We start from the raw sequence: 24,780 nt of genomic DNA on the forward strand, positions 1-24,780 counted from the left end.
GTGCCGGTCTGCTCACGGCGGGCCTGCCTTGTACCCGACGCCGCGCACCGTCAACACCACCTCGGGGTGCTCCGGGTCCTTCTCCACCTTGGAGCGCAGCCGCTGGACGTGCACGTTGACCAGCCGGGTGTCGGCGGCGTGGCGGTAGCCCCAGACCTGCTCCAGCAGCACCTCGCGGGTGAACACCTGGCGCGGCTTGCGCGCCAGCGCGACCAGCAGGTCGAACTCCAGCGGGGTGAGCGGGATGGCCTTGCCCTCCCTGGTCACCTCGTGGCCGGGCACGTCGATGGTCAGGTCGCCGATGGCCAGCGACTCGGCCGGTTCGGACTCGGTGCGGCGCATGCGGGCCCGCACCCGCGCCACCAGCTCCTTCGGCTTGAACGGCTTGACCACGTAGTCGTCGGCGCCGGACTCCAGGCCGAGCACGATGTCCACCGTGTCGCTCTTCGCGGTCAGCATCACGATCGGCACGCCGGACTCGGCGCGGATGGCCTTGCAGACGTCGATGCCGTTCATCCCCGGCAGCATCAGGTCGAGCAGGACGAGATCAGGCTTGAGCTCGCGCAACGCGGGCAGCGCACGCGAACCGTCCGCGACAACAGCGGTGTCGAAGCCCTCCCCACGCAGCACGATGGTGAGCATCTCCGCGAGCGCAGGGTCGTCGTCGACCACCAAGACACGTGCCTTCATGTTCACATACTCGCACTCACGGCCGTCCGGGTACGCACGACCCGGCGAACAGCCGTTGATCACCGCCGCACTTAGCCCGGATGGACGATCAAGCGGCCGGGTCGCCCAGGCCGCGGGCAGGGTCGCCTCACCCGGTCGGCCGAGCGGAACCGGGCAGAACGGTTACCGTTGCGCCATGCGGAACTCCGAGCAGAGCAAGGGAGCCCCGAGCCAGGTCCAGTCCGTCGACCGCGCGATCAGCGTGCTGGAACTGCTGGCCCGCAACGGGGAAACCGGGATCACCGCGATCGCGCAGGAACTGGGAGTGCACAAGTCCACCGCGTCACGCCTGGTCAGCGTGCTGGAAGCCCGCGGGCTGGTGGAGCAGCTCGGCGAGCGCGGCAAGTACGTGATCGGCTTCGGCATCGTGCGGCTGGCCGGGGCCGCCACCGGCCGGATGGACCTGGCCAGACTGGGCAGGCAGACCTGCCAGGCACTGGCCGAGTCGCTCGGCGAGACGGTCAACATCGCGGTCGCGGACGAGGGCGGTGCGATCAACATCAGCCAGGCCAGGGGGTCGGCCGCGATCACCACCCAGAACTGGACCGGCCAGCGCACCCCGCTGCACGCCACGTCCAGCGGGAAGGTGCTGCTGGCGTACATGTCCGACACCGAGCGGCGCCGCATCCTGCGCCGCCGGCTGGAGCAGTTCACCCCGCGCACCACCACCGACGCCGGTGAGCTGGGCACGGAGCTGGAGCGGGTGGTCGAGGACGGGTACGCGGCCTGCTTCGAGGAGCTGGAGCTGGGCATGCACGCGGTGGCCGTGCCCATCCACGGCGCGCACGGCGAGGTGGTCGCCGCGATGAGCGCTTCGGGGCCGTCCTACCGGCTCTCGCGCCAGCGCGTGCGGCAGCTGGTCCGTCCGATGACCGAGGCCGCGGAAGAACTTTCCGAGCAGCTGGGCTATTTCCAGCAGTGACCGTCCTAAACGGACATTAGCTGGGTGGCCAGCGCGGTGGTGTCCACGGTGTTCGCGCCGTCGAGCACGAACCACGGGGAGAGCCAGCTTTCCGCAGCCAGCTGGTCGTACACCTCGCCGCAACGGGCCTGCAGGCCGTCGTCGGATTCGAAGGCGTCCCTGGCGCGGTCGGCTTCCTCCCGCGCGCGCCGCTCGGCCCGTTCGGCGGCGACTTCGCGCGGTACGCGGAGCAGGATCTGCGCGTCGGGAAGGGGTAGGCCGAAGCGGCCGATCTCCAGTTCCCGCACCCATTTCACGACTTCGCCGCCGCTGTCCTGGTGCAGGCGGGCGGCCGCGTAGGCGGCGTTGGACGAGACGTAGCGGTCGAGCAGGACCACGTCGTGCCGGTCGAGCAGCCCGCGGATCTCGTCGGCGGCGCCTGCCCGGTCGAGCGCGTAGAGCAGGCCCATGCCGTACACGGAATCGGCGAGGTCGCCGTGGCCGCGGTGCAGCGCCTCGCGGACGAGGTCGGCGTGCACACTCGCTCCGTAGCGCGGGAACGCCAGCGTGCCGACGGTCGCGCCGGCGTTGTGCAGCGCTTTGGTCAGGCCCTCGGTCAGCGTCCGCTTACCGGCGCCGTCGAGTCCTTCGATCACTACGAGCCTGCCCACCGCCGCAGCGTACCGAGTGGGCACGGGCGGCGATGGGCAGGGACGGCGCGACCTCGCCTGCCGCGCCGGAGGCGCGGCCAATGACTCAGTAGCGGTAGTGGTCCGGCTTGTACGGGCCTTCGACGTCCACGTCGATGTACTCGGCCTGCTCCTTGGTGAGCTTGGTCAGCTCGCCGCCGAGGGCTTCGAGGTGGATCTTCGCGACCTTCTCGTCGAGCTTCTTCGGCAGCCGGAAGACCTCGTTGTCGTACTCCTCGTGCTTGGTGAACAGCTCGATCTGCGCGATCACCTGGTTGGAGAAGCTGTTCGACATCACGAACGACGGGTGCCCGGTGGCGTTGCCCAGGTTCAGCAGGCGACCCTCGCTCAGCACGATGATCGACCGGCCCGAGGGGAAGATCCACTCGTCGACCTGCGGCTTGATGTTGTTGCGGATGATGCCCGGGTACCGCGCGAGGCCGGCCATGTCGAGCTCGTTGTCGAAGTGGCCGATGTTGCCGACGATGGCCTGGTGCTTCATCTTCGCCATGTGCTCGACCATCACCACGTCCTTGTTGCCGGTGGTGGTGATCACGATGTCCGCCTCGGGCAGCACCGACTCCAGCGACTTGACCTGGTAACCGTCCATCGCCGCCTGCAGCGCGCAGATCGGGTCGATCTCGGTGACGATCACCCGCGCGCCCTGGCCCGCCAGGGATTCCGCGGCGCCCTTGCCCACGTCGCCGTACCCGCAGACGACCGCGACCTTGCCGCCGATCAGCACGTCGGTGCCGCGGTTGATGCCGTCGATGAGCGAGTGGCGGATGCCGTAGCGGTTGTCGAACTTCGACTTGGTCACCGCGTCGTTGACGTTGATCGCCGGGAACAGCAGCTCACCCGCGGCGGCGAGCTGGTAGAGCCGCAGCACACCGGTGGTGGTCTCCTCGGTGACCCCGAGCACGCCCTCACCGATCTTGGTCCACTTGCCGGTGTCGGTGGCCAGGGATTCCTTGAGCAGGCCGAGGAAAACCTTCCACTCGTCGGGGTCGTTGTCGTCCGGCGACGGCACCACACCGGCCTTCTCGAACTCGGATCCCTTGTGCACCAACATGGTCGCGTCGCCACCGTCGTCGAGGATCATGTTCGGGCCCTCGCCGTCCCAGGTGAGCATCTTCTCGGTGCACCACCAGTACTCCTCGAGCGTCTCGCCCTTCCAGGCGAAGCAGGGCACGCCCTTCGGCTCCTCGGGGGTGCCGTGCGGGCCGACCACCACCGCGGCGGCCGCGTGGTCCTGGGTGGAGAAGATGTTGCACGAGGCCCACCGCACCTCGGCACCGAGCGCGACCAGCGTCTCGATCAGCACCGCGGTCTGCACGGTCATGTGCAGCGAACCGGAGACCCTGGCGCCGCGCAGCGGGTAGACCTCCGCGTACTCGCGCCGGAGCGCCATCAGGCCGGGCATTTCGTGTTCGGCGAGGCGGATCTCCTTGCGGCCGAACTCGGCCAGTGCGAGATCGGCCACGGCGAAGTCGATCCCGTTGCGGGTCTGCAGCCGCGCGGCAACGCTTTCGGACGACATAGTGGTGGTTCCTCCAAGGCTCGCTGACGCCAGAACAGTACCGTGTCTTGCTTGACGAACAATTGAGCACAACTAAGGAGACCCTCAGTGCCGTTACCAGGTCCGGACGCCCGCGTGGTGGAGATTCGCGTGGCCGGCCTGGTCGGCACCACCGGCGAGGCCCTGCTCGACGCGACCGCCGCGGTGGACGTGGCCGGGGACGGGATCGGTCAGTTCACCCGCCCGGCCGATCGGCTCCGCCGACCGGCTCCCGGTCCGGTGCTCCAGGCGCTCGGCCGCACCGTACCGCGGATCCTCGAGGGGTACCTCTGGAGCCGGATGACCTCCGGTGGTGTGGCGAAAGCCACCTGGGCGCTGCTGTTCCCGTTCTCGCTGGCCAACGTGGCGCACTGGATGCTGCCGCCGGTCCCCGAGCGCAGCCGGGTCGCGCGCGTGCTCGCCGCGGTGTGCCGCAGCCTGCTGCGGGTCGCGTCGCTGGCGCTGACCATGTTGCTGATCAGCCAGGTCGCGGTGATCACCCTCGACCTGGTCGCCGCGCAGTGCCTGGCGCCGAACACCGGCTGCCTCGACTGGGCGCCGTCGTGGTCGCGGGAGAGTTCGGCCGCCCGGCTGTCGGCGGGGTTGCTTCCCTTGCTGGTCTTGATCTTCCTGCTGCACCTGATCTCGTCGACGAACTGGCCGGTCGAGCCGTCGAAACCGGTGGATGCGGTGGGCGACCCGCTGCCCGGTGACGATCTGCGCACCTCCCCCGACACGCCGCTGCTGCGCTGCCTGCACACGCTGTCCGCGCTGGCGTGCGTCGCGCTGCTCCCGCTCGGCGGTCCGCTGCGACCGCCGTCCGACGCGTTCGGCGCGGTGCTGTGGGGGGTGGCGGTCGGGCTGATCGTGCTCGGCCTGGTGCTGGTGGCGGTGCTGGACGTGCGGATGCTCACCCGGGCGATCGGCCGGTGGACCCAGCGGCTGGTGCTCGGACTCGGGCTGGCGCTGGTGGTCGCGGTGGTGGTGCGGGTGCGCGAGATGCCGCAGGCGCTGCCGGGGACGCAGGGCATGGTCGAGGTGATCGGTGGCGGGCTGCTCGTGGTGGTGGTGCTGTTCGCGCTGCTGCTCATCCCGTCCGCGCTGCTGGCCCGGCGCGGCTGGGCCGCGCTCCCCAAGCGGCTCCGCCCGTGGATGGGCGGCTGGGCGGCGGCGCCCGCGCTCGCGCTGGCCGGGCTGCTCGGCGGCGGGTTCGGCGCGGGCGTGGCGATCGCGGCGCGGAAGCTGCTCGGCGACGACGACCTGGTGCTGCCGCGCGGGTACACGCTGCTGACCATGGTGTGGGGCGTCGGGATCGTGGTGGCCGCCGCGCTGGCGGTGTTCGGTTTCGCCGGCGCGGTCCCGCGGCGGTTGCGCAAGCGCGGGGTGCCGAAGGTCGTCGAGATGCTGCAGGACAAGCCGGAGGACTCCCAGGAGGCGGCCGCCGCCTGGGCGCGCTCGGCCTGGGAACGGCGGCGGTTGCACCAGCTGGTGCTGGCCGTGGTGCTGGTGATGTCGGCGGCCACGCTCGCGCTGCTGACCGTGCGGATCGGCGACCTGCCGCTGCCGACCTGGCTCGACCCGCTGTCCGCGCTGGGCGTGTTCGCGCTGGGTGCGCTGGCCGCGGGTCTGTTGCGGGTGGTCTACACCGCGGCGACCAGCCCGGAACGCAGCAGGCACCTCGGCGCGCTGGCCGACCTCGTCTGCTTCTGGCCGCGGGCGGCGCATCCGACGGTGCCGCCTTGTTACGCGCTGAAGGTGGTCCCCGAGCTGGCCGCGCGCACCCGGACGCACCTGGAGGAGCCGAACACGCGCGTGGTGCTGGCGGGCTACAACCTCGGCGGGCTGCTCGCCGTGGTGACCGCGGCCAGGCTGATGCGGGAGCTGCCGGAGGCCGACCGGTCGCGGGTGGGCGTGCTCACCGCGGGGTCGCCGTTGCAGTGGGGGTACCAGCGCGCGTTCCCGGCGGTGCTGCCGCACCGGACGCTGGCGCGGTTGTTCGGCAGGCTGGACGGGCGGTGGCGCGGGCTGAGCCGCGGCACCGACACCTTCGGCGGCGGCGTGACGACGTGGCGGCACGAGGTGAAGGACGACAAGCTCCACGGCGTCGGTTATCTGCCGGACGGCACGGTCGGCCCGCTCGTGCCCGCCGAATGCGGCACCTCCGGCGCGGTGGTGCTCGGTGGTGACCACTGGCTGCCGGACCCGCTGCGCGCCCCCTCGCCCGGTCACCGGTGGGCGCCGGGCGTCTGCCGGCACGCCGACTACCTGGCGGACCCGGAATGGGACCGGGCGGTCGCCTGCGCGGCGGGCCTGGAGATCCCCGGCAAGCCGATGCGCCCGGCCGCCGAACAGTTCCCCCTGTTCGGCGACCTGCCGCCGGTAGAACGCCCCCGCTTCAAACTGGACCTACGCCACTCCCCCAACTGAGCGAGGCGCCAATGCTATGAGTGGGGCATTACTTGCAATCAACGCAAGTAATGCCCCACTCATAGCAATCAACCGGCTCGCGGGCCGGGGCCCGGCGCCCCTACTTCTTCGGGTCGGCGCCGTCCACCGGCAACGGCGTAGCCGTCGCGCCGTCTTCCTTGATCTTCTTGCCCAGCAGGGAATGGCGCCGGCTGTAGGCGAAGTACACCACCACGCCCAGCGCCATCCAGGCCAGGAACCGCAGCCAGGTCAGCACGGTCAGGTTCAGCATCAGCCACAGGCAGGCGATGATCGCCGCGATCGGGATCACCGGGACCCACGGGACGCGGAACGCGCGCGGCAGGTCCGGCCGGGTCTTCCGCAGCACGATCACACCCGCCGAGACCAGGATGAACGCGAACAGCGTGCCCACGTTCACCATCTCCTCCAGCTTGTCCGCCGGGAAGAAGGTGGCCGCCACCGCGACCAGCAGGCCGACCACCAGGGTGGCGTTCTTCGGTGTGCCGCGGCTGCCGGTCTTGGCCAGCGGGCGCGGCATCAGCCCGTCGCGCGACATCGCGTAGATGACCCGGATCTGGCCCAGCATCAGCACCATCACCACGGTGGTCAGCCCGGCCAGCGCACCCACCGAGATGATGTTCGCCGCCCAGTCGACGCCGTTCGCGGAGAACGCCGACGCCAGCGTCTTCCGGTCGGGGCTGCCGTCCGCCTTGGTGCCGGTGGACAGTTCGGTGTAGTTGACCATGCCGACGATCACCAGCGAAACCGCCACGTACAGCACGGTGACGATGCCCAGCGAGCCGAAGATGCCGCGCGGCACCGACTTCTGCGGGTTCTTCGTCTCCTCCGCGGTGGTGGCCACGATGTCGAACCCGATGAACGCGAAGAACACCAGCGAGGCACCGGCCAGCAGGCCGAACGCGCCGAAGCTGCTGCCCTCACCGCCGAGCAGCGCGGAGAACAGCGACTGCTCGACCCCGGTCTGCCCCTCGCCACCCGGCTGGGACGGCGGGACGAACGGCGAGTAGTTCGAGCCCTTGACGTAGAAGAACCCGAGCACCACCACGAAGAGCACCACGGCGACCTTGATGCCGGTGATCACCATCGACACCCGCGAGGACAGCTTCGTGCCCAGCGTCAGCACGGTGGCCAGGGCGAGCACCAGGATCAGCGCGCCCCAGTCCACGGTCATGCCGCCGAGGTCGAAGGTGGTCCTGGCGCCCTCACCGAAGATGTAGCCGAGCACCGTCTCCAGGTAGACCGACCAGCCCTTGGACACCGCGGCCGCGCCGACCGCCAGCTCCAGCACCAGGTCCCAGCCGATGATCCAGGCCATGAACTCGCCGAAGGTGGCGTAGGAAAAGGTGTACGCGCTCCCCGCCACCGGCACCGTCGAGGCGAACTCCGCGTAGCAGAGCGCGGCCAGCGCGCACGCGATCGCGGCGAGCACGAAGGCCACCGACACCGAGGGACCGGCGAGGTCACCCGCCGTGCGCGCGGTGAGGGTGAAGATCCCCGCGCCGATCACCACCGCCACGCCGAAGACCGTGAGGTCCCAGGCGCTGAGGTTTCTCCGCAGCTTCGTGTCCGGATCGTCGGTGTCCGCGATGGACTGCTCCACCGACTTCGTGCGCCACAAACCCGTGCCGGGCAACGTCGACCTCCTCGGGGGTGCCAGTTCGGGGATTCACCCTAATGGTCACCACCCGAGGCCGCCGCTCGGGCACGAAACGGCTGGTCAGCGCCGTTCGGCGAGGTTTCGGTCGAGATCGGGCTCGAGGTAGATCAGCCGGGCCGACGGCACCTTCGCCCGCACCCGCTGCTCCGCGTCGTCGATGGCCTGCGCCACCTCGGCGGTCTCCAGGCCGGGCCGCAGCGCCAGCTTCGCGGCGACCAGCAGCTCGTCCGGGCCGATGTACTGGGTGCGGATGTGGATGACCCGCTCGACCTTGCCCGCGGCCAGCTCGTCCTCGATGGTGCGCAGTTCGGTCTCGGTGGCGCCCTCGCCGATCAGCAGGCTCTTCATCTCGATGATCAGGATGATCGCGATGACGCCGAGCAGCAGGCCGATGCAGATGGTGCCGAGCGCGTCGAAGACCGGGTCACCGGTGATGGTGGACAGCCCGACGCCGAGCAGCGCGAGCACCAGGCCGAACAGCGCGCCCGCGTCCTCCAGCAGCACCACCGGCAGCTCCGGGGTGCGCGACTGGCGGATGAAGCCCCACCAGGAGGCGTCGCCCTTGATCTTCTTCGACTCGACGATCGCGGTGTAGAAGCTGTAGGTCTCCAGCCCGATCGCCACCACCAGGATCACCACCGCCACGATCGGCGACTTGAGGTCCTCGGGTTCCTGCAGCTTGTGGATGCCCTCGTAGAGCGCGAAGGCGGCGCCGAGGGTGAACAGCATCAGCGCCACGATGAAGGAGTAGAAGTACCGGTCGCGGCCGTAGCCGAACGGGTGCTCCTTGGTGGCCTTGCGCTGGGAGGTCTTCTGCCCGAGCAGCAGCAGGCCCTGGTTCGAGGTGTCGGCGACCGAGTGCACCGACTCGGCCAGCATCGACGACGAACCGGTGATCAGGAATCCGACGAACTTCGCCGTAGCGATCCCGGCGTTGGCGAACAACGCCGCCAGAATCGCCTTGGTCCCGCCGCTTGCTGCCACCACTGCCCCCTGGAGCGTCGACCCGTTTTGTCGGGTTGCAGCCTAGAGCCAGTTCACCCGTCCGCGCCCAGTAGGTGCAGGAAGTCGCGAAAGCTTTCCGACATGTCCACTTCGTCCGGCGCGAGCAGCCACTGCAACTGGAGGCCGTCGAGCACCGCGACCAGCAGCGGGGCCAGCCGCTCGGCGGGCAGTTCCGCGGGCAGGTCGATGCCCTGCTGCTCCAGCAGCAACGCCATCTGCCGCCGCAGCACGTGGTAGCGGCGGACGAAGTAGTCGTGCGCGGGATGCGCCTCGGTCACCGAATCCGCGGACAGCACGGTGTACGCCTGGGCGATGGCGCGGCGGCCCTGGTTGTACTCGACCAGGTCGGCCACCTGGGCCAGCCGCAGCCGGGACAGGTCGCCGCGGCTCTCCATCCGCAGCAGGTCCCACTCGTCCCGGGCCGCCAGCACGGCCGCGAGCAGGTGTTCCTTGCTCGGGAAGTAGTGCATCAGGCCCTGCTGGGTCAGGCCGACGCGCTCGGCCACCGCGGCCAGCGACGCCCGCTGGTACCCGCGTTCGGCGATCACGTCGAACGCCGCGCGGACGATCTCGTCGCGGCGGCGGGCGGCCCTCGTCATGGCAGGAGGATAGTCAGCCCGTTATAACGAAAACATTACGTCACCTACCGCGCACCAGGTGATCGCCGCACCCTGGAAGGCAGCCGAGGAGGTGCCGATGCAGATCACCGAACTGGTGCGGAAGCTGGACCTGGACACCAAGGCCGCGCTGCTGTCCGGGCAGGACGTGTGGACCCTGCCGCCGGTGGCCGGGATCGGGCTCGCCTCGCTGGTCATGTCGGACGGGCCGGTGGGCGTGCGCGGGGTGCACTGGACCGCCGACGACCCCGCGGTGACACTGCCCAGCCCGACCGCGCTCGCCGCCACCTGGGACCCGGCGCTGGCCGAGCGCGCCGGCGGCCTGCTCGCCCAGGAGGCCCGGCGCAAGGACGTGCACGTCCTGCTCGCGCCCACGGTCAACCTGCACCGGACACCGGTGGGTGGCAGGCATTTCGAGTGCTACTCCGAGGATCCGCTGCTCACCGGGACGATCGGCGCCGGGTTCGTCCGCGGCGTCCAGTCGGGCGGGGTCGCCTGCGCGGTGAAGCACTTCGTGGCCAACGACTCGGAGACCGATCGCTTCACCGTGGACGTGCGCGCGGACGAGCGCACCCTGCGCGAACTGTACCTGGCGCCGTTCGAGCAGATCGTCGCCGAGGCGCGGCCGTGGGCGGTGATGGCCGCCTACAACAGCGTCAACGGCGCCCTGATGACCGAGAACAGCTTGCTGTGCAACGGGGTCCTGCGCGGCGAATGGGGGTTCGACGGGATCGTGGTGTCGGACTGGCTGGCCGCCAGGCACACCACGCGCGGCGCGAACGGCGGGCTCGACGTGGCCATGCCGGGCCCGAAGACGGTGTTCGGCAAGCGGCTGGCGCAGGCCGTGCACGCGGGCGAGGTCGAAGAATCCACAGTGGACACCATGGTGGCCAGGGTGTTGCTGCTGGCGAGCCGGGTGGGTGCGCTGGACGGGTTCCCGCAACCCGTTGCACCCTCCTCAGTAGACGGCCCGGCGGTGGCCCGCGAGGTGGCGCACCGCTCGTTCGTCCTGTTGCGCAACGAGAATTCCTTGCTGCCGTTGCGGAAACCACGTCGGATCGCGGTGCTCGGCCAGGCGGCCACCGAAGCCAGGATTCTCGGCGGTGGCAGCGCGACGGTGTTCCCGTCCTCGGTGGTTTCGCCGTTGGAAGGGTTGCGCACGGGAGCTCCGGACGGCGTCGAGATCACCCACGCCGTGGGCGCGGACCCGCGCACCACGCTCCGGCCCGCGCTCGACGGATTCCTGCTGGAGGCGGTCGTCCGCGACGACGAGCAACGCGAACTGGGCCGGTACCCGCTCGGCGAGGGCTCGGTCGACTGGATCGGCGAGCTGCCGCGCGGGCTCAGCGCGAGCCGGATCGGCACGGTCGCGATCACCGGCACGTTCGTGCCCTCGGTGTCCGGCACGCACCTGCTGAGCTTCACCGGCAGCGGTGACCTGCGCTTCACCGTGGGCGAGCGGGTCCTGTTCGACGGGCGGCACCTGCCCGACGGCGAGGACCTGGTCACCGCGATCATGTCGACCAAGGAGGCGCGGTTCGAACTGGACTTCACCGCGGGCGACGCGGTCGAGGTCGAACTGGTCTACCAACCGCCCGCCCTACCGGAAGAAGACGAGGGATTCGCCTGGATTTCCTTCGGGCTCGGGCACGCGGCGCCGGGAGCGAGCAAGGACGAACTGCTCGACGAAGCCGCCGCGCTCGCCGCCGACGCGGAGGTCGCGGTGGTCGTCGTGGCGACGACGCCCGAAGTGGAGACCGAAGGCGTGGATCGGACTTCGCTGGAACTGCCGGGCAGGCAGGACGAACTGGTGGCGCGGGTCGCGGCGGTCAACCCGAACACGGTCGTGGTGGTGAACGCCGGTTCACCGGTGGAGATGCCGTGGACCGCCGACGTGGGCGCGGTGCTGCTCACCTGGTTCCCGGGGCAGGCTGGCGGGAGCGCGCTGGCGGACGTGCTGTTCGGCGACGAGGAGCCCGGCGGCAGGTTGCCGACCACCTGGCCCGCGCGGATGGCGGACAGCCCGGTGCTGCGGGTGCGCCCGGAGGACGGCGTTCTTCCTTATGAGGAAGGGGTTTTTGTCGGCTACCGGGCATGGGAGCGGTCGGGCGGCACGCCGGCGTACTGGTTCGGGCACGGGCTCGGGTACACCACGTGGTCCTACGATTCGGCGGCCGTCGAGCCGGGTGGCGTGCGGGTCGGGGTGACGAACTCGGGTGACCGGCCGGGGCGGGAGGTGGTGCAGGTGTACCTCGGTTCGTCCGATGTGGATCGTCCGGCGCGGTGGCTGGCCGGGTTCGCCGTGGTGACGGCGGGGCCTGGGGAGTCGGCGGAGGTGGTGGTTCCGTTGCCGGAGCGGGCTTTCCGCACCTGGACGCCGGATGGGTGGGAAGTGCGGCCCGGGGAGTACTCAGTGGAAATCGGCCACGCCTTGGACGACATCCGGCTGCGCACGGCCACCCACCGCTAATCCTGGTCGGGGGCGGTCAGTCGTCGGTGGCGGCCAGGCTGCCGAGGAGTTGCAGTGCTTCGGCGGTCTGGCTGTCCGCGTCCGCCTGGTAGATCACCAGCTGCTGCCCCGGGGCGCTGTTCACCGTCAGGCTCTCGTAGCTCAGCGTCAGCGCGCCGACCAGCGGGTGCCGGAACCGCTTGGTCTCGCCCGTCTTCTGCCGGATGTCGTGCCGGGCCCACAGCTTGCGGAACTCCGCGCTCTTCACCGACAACTCCCCGACCACCTCGATCAACCGAGGGTCGTCCTGGTCGGTCGCCGCCGCGCGCAGCGCGCCGACGGTGTTCACCGCCACCTTCTCCCAGTCCGGGTAGAACGCGCGCCCGTCGGGATCCAGGAAAACCAGGCGCAGCAGGTCGTCGCTGTACCGGTGCCCGGCGAACAACGCGCCACCGAGTGCGTTGTGCGCGAGCACGTTCAGGTACGGCCCGAGCACCACGGCCGGGGTGTCCGGCCAGGCGGCCATGCTGCGCAACAGGTTCTCGCTGACGCGATCACCGGCCGGGCGGCGGGCGGGCAACGGCCGCGCGACGCGGTGCAGGTGCGCGGCGAGTTCCTCGTCCAGGTCGAGCGCCTGCGCCAGCGCGTCGAGCACCTGCGCCGACGGGTTCCGCTCGCGCCCCTGCTCCAGCCGGATGTAGTAGTCGGTGCTGACCCCGGCCAGCAGCGCGACCTCCTCGCGGCGGAGCCCGCTCACCCGGCGGCGCGGGCCCGGCGCCAGTCCGGCGTCCTCCGGCTTGGCCTGCGCGCGGCGGGCCCGCAGGAACTGCCCCAGCGGATTCGTCATGCCTTCGAGGCTAAACCGGCCGGCCGCCCGCTGGGTGGCCGTGCCGCACCCAGGTTCAGCAGGTACCCGCGGTCGCGCGGAACAACTGGGCGGGCTGGTCCCCGGTCGGCGTGATCGTCACCGCCGGGTCGACCGCGGCCAGCCAGATCGACTGCCCCCGGTTCAACTCCAGCTCCGCGCCGTCCTCGGCGACCACGTGCAGCGCGCCCTCGGTGCACAGCAGGATCTGCGGACCGGTGCTCCCGGCGACCACCGGCTCCCGATCGCTCGCCGTCCACTCGATCCTGGACAGCTCGAACTCCGGCGCCCCGGTCCGGTACACCGCACCGCAGTCGCCCTCCTCGCCCTTGAGCACCGGCATCTCGGCGGCGGCGAAGTCCACCACGCGCAGCAGCTCCGGCACGTCCACGTGCTTCGGGGTCAGCCCGCAGCGCAGGATGTTGTCCGAGTTCGCCAGGATCTCCACGGCCGTGCCGTGCAGGTAGAGGTGCAGGTTCCCGGCGGGCAGGTAGATCGCCTCGCCCGCGCGCAGCACCAGCCGGTTCAGCAGCAACGCGGCCAGCACGCCGGCGTCACGCGGGTGCGCCTCGCCGAGTTCGAGGATCGTGCGGCATTCGGTGTCGAACTCGCCGTGGTCCTTCACGTGCGCCACGCACGCGTCGAGCACCTCGGGCAGCAGCTCGTCCAGCGTGGCCTGCGGCAGCGTGATCCAGGTGGTGAACAACGCGCGCAGCCCGTCCGAATCCGGCTGCGCGGCGAGCAGGCTGGAGTACTTCGCCAGCCCCGGCGTCTCGATCGCGTTCAGCAGCTTCACCGTGCGCGTCGGGTCGCGGAACCCGGCCAGCGCGTGGAACTCGGTGAGCGCGCAGACCAGTTCGGGCTTCGCGGTCGGGTCCGGGTAGTTACGGTTGGCCGCGTCCCGCGGGATGCCCGCCGCCTCCTCACGCGCGTAACCCTCGGCGGCCTGGTCGGCCGACGGGTGCGCCTGCATCGACAGCGGTTCCTCGGCGGCCAGGATCTTCAGCAGGAACGGCAGCCGCCCGCCCCAGGTACCGGCGCACTTCTCACCGAGCTGGGCCACCGGGTCGGCCTCGACCAGCTCCAGCAGGCTGCGCTCGGTGCCGTCGGCAGCGACGACCTTCGACGGGTCGCCGGGGTGCGCCCCCATCCAGAGCTCGGCCTCCGGGTGCGGGGCGGGCACCGGCCTGCCCAGCAGCTCGGGGATGGTCGTCCTCGAGCCCCATGCGTAGGGCCGCACGGCGTTGCGCAGCAGCTCCACTGTGTTCTCAACTCCTCGGCGACCTGGTCACGCGGTCGCGGACGTGTAGCGGCCGGCCCCGGGAATGCTTCCCGTCGCCAGACCCAGGTAGACCGCGGCGAGCTCGAACCGCAGCGCGAGCACCGCCGCCCTGGTGGGCTCGTCGGCGTCGATCTCCTCGGCGGGGGCGAGCACGTCGACCCCGGCGAGCATGTCCTCGGCCTGCCTCCGGGCGGCTTCGGCGCCGGGACCGGAACGCAGCGAGAGCAGCAGCACCCTCGGCTGCGGCAGCCCGCCCTCGTCCGGATCGGCGAAGATGTCGCGTTCGGTGGTGCTGCCGACCGCGGCGCGGTGCAGCGCCGGGCGGGCGAGCGCCTGGTGGTAGTCGGCCACGTCGCAGACCATCGCCGCCTGCGCGGCGAACGAGTGCGCGGCGTGCCCGGCCACGGCCAGCGCCACCGGGTCCAGCCCCCACAGCAGCGGGGTGCGGTCGGCCAGGCGCAGCGCGAGCACCTTCGCCGGGTTCACGAAGGACTCGTGGTTGGGCTGGTCGCGTTCGGCCTCGGCGTCGAGCTGGTCGGCCAGCGCCTCCACGTCGGCGACCAGCACGCCCAGCGCGTTGGCGGTGAGCAGACCGGTGGCGAACGCACGCGGGAAGGACAGCTCGGGCGGCACCGGGATGCGCGGCGCGAGCAGCAGGCCGCGCCCGGACACCGCGGCGGCCACCGGGCCGTCCGGCGGTGCCGAGAGCACCACGGTCGCGCCGTAGCGGGCGGCGCGCTCCAGCGACACCGCCAGCTCGCGGTCGTCGCCCTGCTCGGTGTGCGCCACCACGACGTCGAGCGCGCCGATCCACGACGGGACCGACTCGCTGACCACGATCGGCACCGGGCAGGTCGGGGTGAGCAGCGCGGCGAGCATGTTCGTCACCGTGCGGCCGACCCCGGGCCTGGCCAGCAGCACCAGCGCCCGCGGGCGGCCGACGTCCAGCCGGTCGGCCAGGCCGATCTCGGCCGCCGCCTCGGTGGTGGCCCGGACCTGCGCCCCCGCCATCGCGGTGGCGCGCAGCAGGCCCCGCGCGTCGACGTCGGTCAGCCGCGCCGGGTCGTCGAGCAGCGTGTCGTCAATCACCATCGGTCGCGGGATCCTTTTCGGCCCGTTCGACGGCCTCGTCGAGCAGGAGCACCGGGATGCCGTCGCGGACCGGGTACACCCGGCCGCACGAGGTGCAGGTGAGCGCGTCCGCCTCCGGGTCTTCCGGGGAACCCGGCCGCAGCGGCGCGTGATCCTCCGACGGACACGCCAGGATCTCGAGCAGCTGCTCGTCAAGCGTTACGGCCATGGTTCCTCCTTACCACCGCGAGGTCCGTGATTACCCTCGCCTCAGTCACGAACTATCGCCAGAACCTCATCGGTCAGAGCACGGACGGCCTGCTCGTCGGGTGCCTCGACGTTCAGCCGCAGCAGCGGCTCGGTGTTCGAGGCACGCAGGTTGAACCAGCTGCCGTCGTCGAGCCGTACGGTCAGCCCGTCCAGTTCGTCGACCAGCGCGCCGTCGCGGCCCGCGTAGGCGTCCTTGACCGCGACCTGGCGGGCGACCTGGTCGTCCACCGTCGAGTTGATCTCACCGGACGCGGCGTAGCGCGAGTACTGGGCGGTCAGCTCGGACAGCGGGCCGTCCTGCTCACCGAGCGCGGCCAGCACGTGCAGTGCGGCCAGCATGCCGGTGTCGGCCTTCCAGAAGTCGCGGAAGTAGTAGTGCGCGGAGTGCTCGCCGCCGAAGATGGCGCCGGTGGCGGCCATCTCCTGCTTGATGAACGAGTGCCCGACCCTGGTCCGCACCGGCTTGCCGCCGTGCTCGGTGACGATCTCCGGCACCGCCTGCGAGGTGATCAGGTTGTGGATGATGGTGGCGCCCGGCTCCTTGACCAGCTCGCGCACCGCCACCAGCGCGGTCACCGCGCTCGGGGAAACCGGCTCACCGCGCTCGTCGACCACGAAGCAGCGGTCGGCGTCGCCGTCGAAGGCCAGTCCGGCGTCGGCGCCGGTCTCGCGGACCTTGGCCTGGAGGTCGACCAGGTTCTTCGGGTCGAGCGGGTTGGCCTCGTGGTTCGGGAAGCTGCCGTCCAGCTCGAAGTACATCGGGATGACGTCGACCGGGAGTCCGTCGAACACAGTCGGCACGGTGTGGCCGCCCATGCCGTTGCCCGCGTCCACCACGACCTTGAGCCGGCGGTTGGCCGAGAGGTCGACCAGCTGCCGCAGGTGGGCGGCGTAGTCGGCGAGCACGTCCCGCTCGGTCACCGTGCCGCGCTGCCCGGCGAACTCGGGCACGCCCTGGCTCACCGTGTCGCGGATCTCACCGAGGCCGGAGTCCTGCCCGACCGGGGCGGCGCCGGCCCGGCACAGCTTGATCCCGTTGTACTGGGCGGGGTTGTGGCTGGCGGTGAACATCGCGCCCGGCAGGTTCAGCGAACCGGAGGCGAAGTACAGCTGGTCCGTGCTGGCCAGGCCGATGTTGATCACGTCGAGGCCCTGCGAGGTGACGCCCTCGGCGAAGGCCGCGGCCAGGCCCGGCGAGGACTCGCGCATGTCGTGGCCGATCACCACGGCCGTGGGCACGTCCAGCTTCACGAGCAGGGCGAACGCGGCCCCGAAGTCCCGGACGAGGTCGGCGTTCAGCTGCTCCCCGACAACGCCACGGATGTCGTAGGCCTTCACGATGCCCGACAGGTCTGACACGCCCTCTCCCGGTGGTTTCGACGACGACTCGTGCGCTCGATGCGCGTCGGAAAGCCTACCGGCGAGGTGCGACGGTGGATGCAGGTACTGAATTAACGGTAAGTGGATCAGTGCTTGATGGGGTCGGGCAGGACCCTGAGATGGCCGCGACGCCCGGAGGGCGCTTCCGGTTCGGCCTGGGTGGCGGGCCCGTCCTGGCGCCCCGCCTCCCGGACGGCTTCGGCGAGTGCGGTGAGCTCGTCACCCGAGGGCTGCGGTGCGGCGAAGCCGCCCTCGTGGCGCACGACCTCCCAGCCCCTCGGCGCGGTCAGCCGCAGGGCGTGCTCCTCGCACAGGTCGTAGGAGTGCGGCTCGGAGGCGGTCGCCAACGGTCCCACGACAGCGGTCGAGTCGCTGTAGGCGTAGGTCAGCGTGGCGACAGCGGGCTCCAGGCACCCTGTCCGCGAACACTTTCGTACGCTCGGCACAAGGTCAGACGATAGCGCTTAACACGCGCCACTTCGCGCAGGCGCACCGGTGAGGCGGATTCTCGCCTCGTGCACGGGGGCGCGTACCCTTCGTTCCGTGGCGATGGCTCGTGGATTCCGACAGCAGCAGCGCCTGCGCCGGGACCGGCACGGGCGTGGCCTGCGCGGGCCCCTGTACCCGTCCACCCTGCCCGCCGCCTCGAGCCGGGCGGAGAAGTTCGACGCGCTGGTCCTGGACGCGCTGGAGCCGATCGAGGCCCGCTGGCGGCACGAGCTGACCAAGCTGGACGTCGCGGTCGACGACGTGCCGGAGGTCCGGCGCAACGGCCGCCCGGTGAACACCGAGGGCGTGCTGCACGACGGCTCGGTCCCGCTGTCCAGGCTGGTCCCGGCCGGGGTCGACCGGGCTGGCCTGCCCACGCGCGCGCGGATCGTGCTGTACCGGCGCCCGCTGGAGGCCCGCGCGAAGGACCCGGCCGAACTCGCCGAGCTGGTCCACGACGTGCTGGTCGAGCAGGTCGCCGGTTACCTCGGCGTCGAACCGGACGTGATCGAAGGCGAGTGACCTCGCCGGGTCAGCGGCGCGCCGCCGAACCCGACGGCGACTGCGTGCCCCGCCGGCTCGGCACCGCGGTCAGCGCCGCGAACAGCAGGGCCGCCACCTGCGCCAGCAGCAGCACGTTCCGCCCGCCACCGGTGTACTCGACGACCACCTCCGCCTGCCGCGTCGGCACCGCGACCGCCACCTGGTGCCCCCACGCCCGCACGATGGCCGCCTGCTCCCCGTTGACCGTGGCCTTCCAGCCCGGCTCCTCGTCGGCGGCCAGCACCAGCAGCCGCCCGGCCGGACCGTCGGACACCCGCACCCTGACCTCCGGCGGCACCGCCTCGACCACCGCGGTCCCGGCCACCGAGGCGTCCGCCGACTGGATCTCCGGCGGCCGTCCGTTCACCGCCCGCTGCGCCAGCTCCGGTGAGATGAGCACCACCGGCCCGCCGACCGTGGTCAGCCGCAGCACCTGCCGCCCGTCCGCGGCCGGTGGCGCCGCGGCCACCTGCTCCTCGGCGATCGCCAGGATCGGCGCGCCGTCCACGCCCGGCGGCAGCACCACGAACAGCACCCCGCTGGCGGCCATGCCCGCCACCGCCTCCTGCACCGGCTCGCGCACGCCGCTGAGCAGGTTCACCTGCCAGTCGGCCAGCCGCTCGCGCGCGCCGGTGGTCGGCACCAGGTCGTCGTCCCCGTAGGCGGGCAGCCGTCCGGCGGTCTGCCGCGCCGGTTCACCACCACCGGCCAGCACCACCACCGACCGCTGGGTCTGCGCGAGTTCGTTGGTCAGCGGGTCGGCCAGGCGCAGGCCACCGCCGACGGTGAGCGGGCCCGCACGCCCGGCGACCAGCGCCCCGGTGGCCAGCACCACCAGCAGCACCACCCCGCCGACGGCCGCCGCCTTGGGCAGCCAGGCCGCACCCGGCGTGGCCGTCCGCTCGCACGCCGCGAGCACCGCCCACAGCAACCCGGCCCCGGCCACCAGCAACGGCACCCCGGCGAACCCGGGGGTCAGCACCCCGCCCGGCGTGTCGGCGATCTCGACCGAGCGCACCAGCACCACCCCCGCCGCCCCCAGCAGCGCCAGCAGCAGGCCCGGCACCGCCCGCGCGGTCGGCCGCAGGATCAACGCCATCAACGCCGCCGCCAGCACCACCACGCCGACCGGCCAGGCACCGGGACCGCCGGGCGCCAGCCCGAACAATTCACCGGCACCGGGCTGCGCCCCACCCGGCGCGCCCAGGCCGTGCAGCAGGAACTTCGGGTACCGCACCAGCACCGCGGGCCACGGCAGCAGCAGCAACAACGGCAGGAAAACCACGATCACCACGGACGCCGCCCGCCGCAGCAGCAGGCCCGGCGCCGGGAGCACGACGAAGGCGACCACCAGGCCGACCAGCGCGAGCGCGTGCCCGAGTGGCGAGAAGGCCCCGAACACCGCGAGCCCGAGCGCGCACAACACCGAGGTGTGCAGCCACTTCCGGCGCTCGGCGGTCAGCACGGCGACGATCCCGGCGAGCACCACCGGCAGCAGCAGGTGCGCGCCGACCACGTCGAGCCGTCCCTGCGCGACGCCGGCGGTGGCCGCGGGCAGCAGCCCGTACCCGGCCGCGACCGCCGCGCGCACCCAGCGGCGCACCCGCAGCCGCCGCGTCACCGCGTAGGCGAGCAGCGCGGCGATCGGCGCCTCCAGCAGCAACACCAGCGCGACCAGCGTGGCCGGTCCGCCGACCGGGGCGAACACCGCGCCGAGCAGGCCGAGCACGGCCAGCGTCGGCGGGGCCGCGGCCGCCGTGCCGCCCCCGACCGCGTGCCACGAGGCCACGTAGTCCGACCACAGCTGCCCCAGCCCGCCGACCGGCAGCAGGTGCCCACCGGCCAGGTCGAAGCCGAGCCGCCCGGTGTTCGTCACCAGCGCGATCGCGGTGAGCACCGCAAAAAGCACCACTGGCGGCGAAAACACCGTCGCGGCGAGGATCCGCCGCCGGTTGACTTCGACAAAAACGAGTTCGCGCGGCGTCTCGCGCGGACCGGGTGACGGCCGCGGCCGCTCCGGTTCGGCGGCGGGCTCGTCGGGCAGTTCGACCGCGACCACCCCGGCCGGCCGGCGCAACCCGGACACCAGCGACCGCCCCGAAGCCCGCACCCCGGCGGGCAGCGCGTCCGGGCCGACCGGACGGCGGCCACCGGTGGCACCGCCCATCGCCTCCGGCGGGATCCAGGCGGTTTCGGCGGCGGTGGTTTCGGGCAACCTGCCGAGTGCGGCCTCGCTCGCCACCCGGCGCCGGATCAACGACAGCACCAGCGCCCGGGTCGCGTTGCGCAGCCGGACGAACCGGCCGACCAGCAAACCGCGCACGGAACCGCGGTGGCCGGCCCGCTCCCGGCGCGCCGCTCTCAGCCCTGCCCGCCCACCGGCGAGGTAGCCGATGGCCCGGAACTCCGCGGCGGCCCGATTTCCCCGGCGCAGCAAGGCAAATCCCAGCCCGCGCAGCACGCACAGCAGGAGCAGCCGAGGCAGTCCCCACCAGAACGAGAGCGCCGAGCAGTTCACCAGGAAGGTGCGCAGGCCGAGCGCGCGATCGGCGGCGGCCAGCCCGTGCGGCACCGCGTGCGCGGTCCGCTGCCCGGTGGCCAGCGCACGTACGTGCCGCAGGCGCGCGGTCGGCACCGACAGCACCACGCTGCCCGCCGCGTTCGCCCGCCAGCCGAAGTCGATGTCCTCGCGCAGCAACGGGATCGCGGTGTCGAAGCCGCCGAGCTCGGTCCACAGCTCACGCCGGACCAGCACTCCGGCGCTGGGCACGGCGAGCACCTCGGTGCTCTGCTCCGGCCGGTTCTCCAGGTCCCCGGCCACCGACTGCCGGTGCCCGGAGGCGTCGGTGGACAGCCCGGCTTCGGTGATCAGCCGCGGGTCGGTCCAGTCGACCGAAATCGGGCCGAGCACCCCGGCCGAGGGTGAGGTCTCGGCCGCGCGCAGCAACCGGTCGAGGCAGTCCGGCTCCGGCGCGCAGTCGTCGTGCAGCAGCCAGAGCCACGATCCCGGGTCGCCCCAGCGCTCGGTGGCGTGGGACACCGCGGCGGAAACCGCTTCGGCGAAGCCGGTTTCACCCGTGAGTGTGAGAACTCCGTCAAGGATCGGGCCCTCCCCGCCGACCGCCCCGTCCGGATCGGCGGCTTCGGCGAGCAGCAACGGCGTCCGGTCCGTGGAACCGGTGTCCACGGCGAGCACGTGACGGGGGCGCGGGCCGCTGCGGCGCAACGCGGACAACGCCAGCGGCAGCCAGGCTTCCCCGTTGTGGCAGACCAAAACCGCGAGGACGGGCACGGTGGCGAAGCTCGGCACGCGCTCACCCTACGGGCCGGGCGGGCAGGCACCCCGGCGGGGCGACTGTCGCGTTAGGAGGGTCTCACTGACTGGAAACCCGGCCGCTCAAATGGCGAGACGGCGTGCTCGCCGGGGTGCGCACACCCTGGCGAACACGCCGTCTCGCGGAGCTTTTGCTTAGACCGCGCGTTTCTTCAGCTTGCGCCGCTCGCGCTCGGACAGCCCGCCCCAGATGCCGAAGCGTTCGTCGTGCGCCAGCGCGTACTCGAGGCATTCGTCCTTCACCTCGCAGCCCTGGCAGATCCGCTTGGCTTCCCTGGTGGAGCCCCCCTTTTCCGGGAAGAACGCCTCCGGGTCGGTCTGCGCGCAGAGCGCGCGCTCCTGCCACTGCTGTTCCTCGGCCGGGTCGAAAAGATCAGTGAGAACCCCCAGTTCCTGCTCCGGGCGTTCGCCCCAATCCATGACCGAGCCCCCTTCCCTTCCGTCGATCGCTGTCCGCATGTCCGCCTCCTCGCTTCCACGCACTCCCAGGCTGGCGGTACCGCAATCACCCGTTGATCCCCTAGCTCCAACGAATGACATCGTTGTGATTACACCCGTGTAATCGGGTCAGGTCAAGCTGAGTAGCGTGTTCGGGGGATACCCGAGACCTTTCGCGCAAGCGGACACGCCGTGCGCCACCCAACGTCGATGGGGAAGACTGGACCAGTGCACCGATCTGCCACCCGCCCAAGCCCCTTGTTCTACGCCCTGCTGGCGGTCACCGTCGCGGGCGGGGTCATCATGGCCCTGCAGAGCCCGTTCCCGTTCGAGGACGGCCGCGTGTTCCTCGGTGAGCGCGACTGGCTCGGCACCGCCGGCGCCGTGCTGCTGATCCTCGGCGGCTGGGCGGTTTCGTTGGTGCTCCACGAGTTCGGCCACGCGCTGGTGGCCTACCGCGGCGGCGACCACGAGGTGGCCGCCAAGGGCTACCTGACGATGGACATCCGCCGGTACACCGATCCGGTCTTCTCCATCCTGATCCCGCTGCTGATCCTGGCCATCGGCGGCATCCCGCTGCCCGGTGGTGCGGTGTGGATCAACCGCTGGGCGCTGCGGTCCCGTTCGGTGTCCTCGTGGGTCTCGCTCGCCGGGCCGCTGAGCAACCTCGCGCTCGGCATCCTGCTGACCGTCTCGGTGGCGCTGATCCCGATGCCCACCGGGCTCACCATCGGGCTGTCCTACCTGGCCTCGCTGCAGATCCTGGCCTTCGTGATCAACATCCTGCCGGTGCCGGGGCTGGACGGCTACGGCGCGATCGAGCCGTACCTCTCGCCTCAGGCACGTGAATTCGGTGCGAAGGCACGGCCTTGGGCACCGCTGGTGCTGTTCGCGCTCATCCTCGCCGTGCCCGCGGTCGGCAACGCGCTGTGGAGCCTGACCGACCTGGTCTTCGACTCCGTCGGCGGCAACTCCGTGGCTTCGACGGTGGGCCAGTACGCCTTCCGCTTCTGGAGCTACTGAGTCCCGCCCGGCCCCTGGGGCACGCTTTCCCGATCGATCCAGGCGTGGGCCCGCTTGGCCACCTTCTTGAGCCCGGACCGTTCGCCGAGGTAGTCCCCGGCCATGCCGACCACCGGCAGCAAACCGAGCGCGCGGTGCACCAGCCGCCCGCGCGGGCGCTTCTCCAGTTCGTCCACGATGGACAGAAGGGAGCGCCCCAGCCGCCACAGCGTGCGCGCGGCCGCCTTCACCGTGAGGCGGCCGTGCTCGCGTTCGGCGCCGGTGAGTTCTTCGGTCAGTTCGTCGGTCCGCGAGTCCTCCGCCGAAGCGTCGTGCTCCGCGTTCTTGCCAGCGGCCAGCACCGGATCGATGTCCCGCTCGAACAGCACCCACGCGATCAGGCGGACGCGGTCACCGATTTCGGTGATGCCGTGTTCCCCGCTGATCGCGCACAGCAACAATCCCTGCGCGGCCGCACCGAGCGTGTCCTGCACCGGGAGCCGGTCGGCCAGCGCGCCGCCGAGGCCGGGGATCGAGGTGAGCAGCGCGGTGAACCGGCCGACCCGGTTGACCCACCACCGGGTCCGCTCGTCGGCGTCCATCGCGGCCCAGGCTTCGGTACCGGGAACCTTCACCGAAGTCAGTCCGTTGAGCAGTTTGTCGCGCAGGCCCGGATCGACCTCGTCCAGTTCCGAGTCCTCGTCCCGCCTGCGCGCGCGAGCCAGCAGGCCGAGCGGATCGGACTCGCGCAGCGCGTCCAGCATCGGACCGCAGCCGCGGACGAACGGCCGCAGCACCTTGACCACCTGCGCGTCCGAAATCGCCTCACCCACGGAGCTTCGCCTCCTGTCCCGCTCGCACCGCGCCACCGACGGCGAACGCGCCGGGGAGCGCGCCGACGGCCAGCAACAGCAATCCTCGCCAGTCCTCCACGAATACCCGATCGCCGCCGGGACCGAACATGGCGAAGGCGATCGCGGTGAACGCCCACACCGCCAGCACCACACCGGCGAACGGCGGGCCGACCAGCGCCCGCCCGGCCAGCACCAGCATCGGCGTGGTGATCGCGGCCACCAGCAGCGAGAGCGGTACCGGGAACGCGCCGAGCGCGGGCAGCAGCGTGCCGTCGGCGCGCAGCGGCAGGAAGAACAGCTCCAGCACGGCCAGCAGGACCGCGTCCACGACCAGCACGACGGCCAGCAGCGCGCGCATCAGTCCCAGCCCCCGAACAGATCGGTGGCCGCGCCGGTGCCGTCCCCGGCGACCAGCACGAAGCACTCGGTGGTGGCCAGCGGCTGGGCGAGGTTGTTGGACAGGGCGAACAGCCCGTCGCCGACGTGCACCTGCGTGGCGTGCGCCCGCAGGGCGGCCACCTTCGCGGCCAGGTGCCCGGAGACGTCCACCCTGGTGGTGATCACCTCGTCCGGGGTGGACGGCAGCTCGCTGTCGGCGGGCACCGCGAACGGCAGGTCCGCGCGGTCACGGAGCAGCGCGAGCCCGCGGGAGGTGTCCCCCGCCGAGGACACCGTGTGGAACACGCGCCGCACGGACTCGGCACCGGCCACCGCGGCCATGGTCACCTCGTGCGCGCGGATGTGGTCGGGGTGGCCGTACCCGCCGAAGTCGTCGTAGCTGACCACCACCTGCGGCCGCAGTTCGCCGAGCAGGGTGCGCAGCTGCCCGGCCTGCTCCTCGATCGACCCGCGCACGAAGGCCCGCGGGTGCTCGGCCGACGGGGTGCCCGCCATGCCCGAGTCGCGCCAGCGGCCCACCCCGCCGAGGTACTCGTGCCGGGTGACGCCCAGCGCCTCGCAGGCGGCCGCCAGCTCGCCGCTGCGGTAGCCGCCGAGCTGGTCCCCGGCCCAGGAACCGAGCTGGGCGAGTTCGGGCGGGATGATCTCGCCCTCCTCCCCCAGGGTGCACGTGACGACGGTCACTTCGGCACCTTCGGCCGCGTACCGGGCGATGGTGCCGCCGGTGGTCAGCGTCTCGTCGTCGGGGTGGGCATGGACCAGCAGCAACCTGCGGGGTTCTGGCGAGATCACGGCTTCAG

Annotated in this window: 22 protein-coding genes; 5 read left to right on the forward strand and 17 right to left on the reverse strand. The window is 71.7% G+C overall.

Features of this window, described 5'->3' with window-relative positions; translation table 11 throughout:
* Positions 1 to 12: 12 nt before the first annotated feature.
* A complete protein-coding gene (gene mtrA, locus JYK18_RS06330; protein WP_113697829.1) occupies positions 13 to 690 on the reverse strand; it encodes an MtrAB system response regulator MtrA in 678 nt (225 codons plus the stop codon).
* A gap of 175 nt (positions 691 to 865) precedes the next feature.
* On the opposite strand from mtrA, the gene JYK18_RS06335 reads away from it, so the two are divergent.
* A complete protein-coding gene (locus JYK18_RS06335) occupies positions 866 to 1,651 on the forward strand; it encodes an IclR family transcriptional regulator (RefSeq protein WP_206801214.1) in 786 nt (261 codons plus the stop codon).
* 5 nt (positions 1,652 to 1,656) lie between these two features.
* Here the strand turns inward: JYK18_RS06335 and JYK18_RS06340 are convergent, their stop codons facing one another.
* Entirely contained in the window at positions 1,657 to 2,301 is a 645-nt protein-coding gene (locus JYK18_RS06340; RefSeq protein ID WP_206801215.1) for a dTMP kinase, read from the reverse strand.
* An 85-nt stretch (positions 2,302 to 2,386) separates the two neighbouring features.
* Entirely contained in the window at positions 2,387 to 3,859 is a 1,473-nt protein-coding gene (ahcY, locus tag JYK18_RS06345; RefSeq protein WP_206801216.1) for an adenosylhomocysteinase, read from the reverse strand.
* A gap of 87 nt (positions 3,860 to 3,946) precedes the next feature.
* Between ahcY and JYK18_RS06350 the strand changes: the two genes are divergently transcribed.
* Positions 3,947 to 6,304 (forward strand): hypothetical protein, encoded by a 2,358-nt coding sequence (locus JYK18_RS06350; RefSeq protein WP_206801217.1) that lies wholly within the window; start codon positions 3,947 to 3,949, stop codon positions 6,302 to 6,304.
* 100 nt (positions 6,305 to 6,404) lie between these two features.
* On the opposite strand, the gene JYK18_RS06355 is transcribed toward JYK18_RS06350, so the two are convergent.
* From JYK18_RS06355 to JYK18_RS06365, 3 genes are all read right to left on the reverse strand, one after another.
* Positions 6,405 to 7,958 (reverse strand): APC family permease, encoded by a 1,554-nt coding sequence (locus tag JYK18_RS06355; protein WP_206801218.1) that lies wholly within the window; start codon positions 7,956 to 7,958, stop codon positions 6,405 to 6,407.
* A gap of 84 nt (positions 7,959 to 8,042) precedes the next feature.
* A complete protein-coding gene (locus JYK18_RS06360) occupies positions 8,043 to 8,966 on the reverse strand; it encodes a cation diffusion facilitator family transporter (protein ID WP_206801219.1) in 924 nt (307 codons plus the stop codon).
* 53 nt (positions 8,967 to 9,019) lie between these two features.
* A complete protein-coding gene (locus JYK18_RS06365) occupies positions 9,020 to 9,586 on the reverse strand; it encodes a TetR/AcrR family transcriptional regulator (RefSeq protein WP_206801220.1) in 567 nt (188 codons plus the stop codon).
* A gap of 58 nt (positions 9,587 to 9,644) precedes the next feature.
* Here JYK18_RS06365 and JYK18_RS06370 point away from each other — a divergent pair, with 58 nt between their 5' ends.
* Positions 9,645 to 12,074 (forward strand): glycoside hydrolase family 3 C-terminal domain-containing protein, encoded by a 2,430-nt coding sequence (locus JYK18_RS06370; RefSeq protein WP_307795796.1) that lies wholly within the window; start codon positions 9,645 to 9,647, stop codon positions 12,072 to 12,074.
* Between the two features lie 16 nt (positions 12,075 to 12,090).
* On the opposite strand, the gene JYK18_RS06375 is transcribed toward JYK18_RS06370, so the two are convergent.
* The 6 genes from JYK18_RS06375 to JYK18_RS06400 form a co-directional block, all read right to left on the reverse strand.
* A complete protein-coding gene (locus tag JYK18_RS06375) occupies positions 12,091 to 12,900 on the reverse strand; it encodes a helix-turn-helix transcriptional regulator (protein WP_206801221.1) in 810 nt (269 codons plus the stop codon).
* Positions 12,901 to 12,955: 55 nt separating this feature from the next.
* Entirely contained in the window at positions 12,956 to 14,179 is a 1,224-nt protein-coding gene (gene manA / locus JYK18_RS06380; protein WP_206801222.1) for a mannose-6-phosphate isomerase, class I, read from the reverse strand.
* A 27-nt stretch (positions 14,180 to 14,206) separates the two neighbouring features.
* Complete coding sequence (locus tag JYK18_RS06385; protein WP_206801223.1) at positions 14,207 to 15,292, reverse strand: SIS domain-containing protein; 1,086 nt, start codon at positions 15,290 to 15,292, stop codon at positions 14,207 to 14,209.
* Positions 15,282 to 15,500: a Trm112 family protein gene (locus tag JYK18_RS06390; protein WP_153029284.1), complete on the reverse strand. Its 219-nt coding sequence runs from the start codon at positions 15,498 to 15,500 to the stop codon at positions 15,282 to 15,284. Before JYK18_RS06390 ends, JYK18_RS06385 begins: the two co-directional genes overlap by 11 nt.
* Before the next feature lie 41 nt (positions 15,501 to 15,541).
* Entirely contained in the window at positions 15,542 to 16,900 is a 1,359-nt protein-coding gene (locus JYK18_RS06395; RefSeq protein WP_206801224.1) for a phosphomannomutase/phosphoglucomutase, read from the reverse strand.
* Positions 16,901 to 17,007: 107 nt separating this feature from the next.
* Positions 17,008 to 17,367 (reverse strand): DUF3499 domain-containing protein, encoded by a 360-nt coding sequence (locus JYK18_RS06400; protein WP_206801225.1) that lies wholly within the window; start codon positions 17,365 to 17,367, stop codon positions 17,008 to 17,010.
* 103 nt (positions 17,368 to 17,470) lie between these two features.
* On the opposite strand from JYK18_RS06400, the gene JYK18_RS06405 reads away from it, so the two are divergent.
* The gene (locus JYK18_RS06405) at positions 17,471 to 17,932 is read left to right on the forward strand and encodes a metallopeptidase family protein (protein WP_206801226.1); all 462 of its coding nucleotides are present in this window, start codon (positions 17,471 to 17,473) and stop codon (positions 17,930 to 17,932) included.
* 10 nt (positions 17,933 to 17,942) lie between these two features.
* On the opposite strand, the gene JYK18_RS06410 is transcribed toward JYK18_RS06405, so the two are convergent.
* Complete coding sequence (locus tag JYK18_RS06410) at positions 17,943 to 21,263, reverse strand: glycosyltransferase family 2 protein (RefSeq protein ID WP_307795797.1); 3,321 nt, start codon at positions 21,261 to 21,263, stop codon at positions 17,943 to 17,945.
* A 159-nt stretch (positions 21,264 to 21,422) separates the two neighbouring features.
* Positions 21,423 to 21,707: a WhiB family transcriptional regulator gene (locus JYK18_RS06415; protein ID WP_374195045.1), complete on the reverse strand. Its 285-nt coding sequence runs from the start codon at positions 21,705 to 21,707 to the stop codon at positions 21,423 to 21,425.
* A gap of 246 nt (positions 21,708 to 21,953) precedes the next feature.
* Between JYK18_RS06415 and JYK18_RS06420 the strand changes: the two genes are divergently transcribed.
* Entirely contained in the window at positions 21,954 to 22,748 is a 795-nt protein-coding gene (locus JYK18_RS06420; protein WP_206801228.1) for a site-2 protease family protein, read from the forward strand.
* On the opposite strand, the gene JYK18_RS06425 is transcribed toward JYK18_RS06420, so the two are convergent.
* From JYK18_RS06425 to mshB, 3 genes are read right to left on the reverse strand one after another with little or no spacing between them, the layout of a single operon-like run.
* A complete protein-coding gene (locus JYK18_RS06425) occupies positions 22,742 to 23,560 on the reverse strand; it encodes a hypothetical protein (RefSeq protein ID WP_206801229.1) in 819 nt (272 codons plus the stop codon). The two genes, JYK18_RS06420 and JYK18_RS06425, sit on opposite strands and share 7 nt — an antisense overlap.
* Positions 23,553 to 23,939 (reverse strand): hypothetical protein, encoded by a 387-nt coding sequence (locus JYK18_RS06430; RefSeq protein WP_206801230.1) that lies wholly within the window; start codon positions 23,937 to 23,939, stop codon positions 23,553 to 23,555. Before JYK18_RS06430 ends, JYK18_RS06425 begins: the two co-directional genes overlap by 8 nt.
* The gene (gene mshB / locus JYK18_RS06435; RefSeq protein ID WP_307795798.1) at positions 23,939 to 24,772 is read right to left on the reverse strand and encodes an N-acetyl-1-D-myo-inositol-2-amino-2-deoxy-alpha-D-glucopyranoside deacetylase; all 834 of its coding nucleotides are present in this window, start codon (positions 24,770 to 24,772) and stop codon (positions 23,939 to 23,941) included. Before mshB ends, JYK18_RS06430 begins: the two co-directional genes overlap by 1 nt.
* Positions 24,773 to 24,780 lie beyond the last annotated feature (8 nt).

Source organism: Amycolatopsis sp. 195334CR (genome assembly GCF_017309385.1).
GTDB lineage: Bacteria > Actinomycetota > Actinomycetes > Mycobacteriales > Pseudonocardiaceae > Amycolatopsis.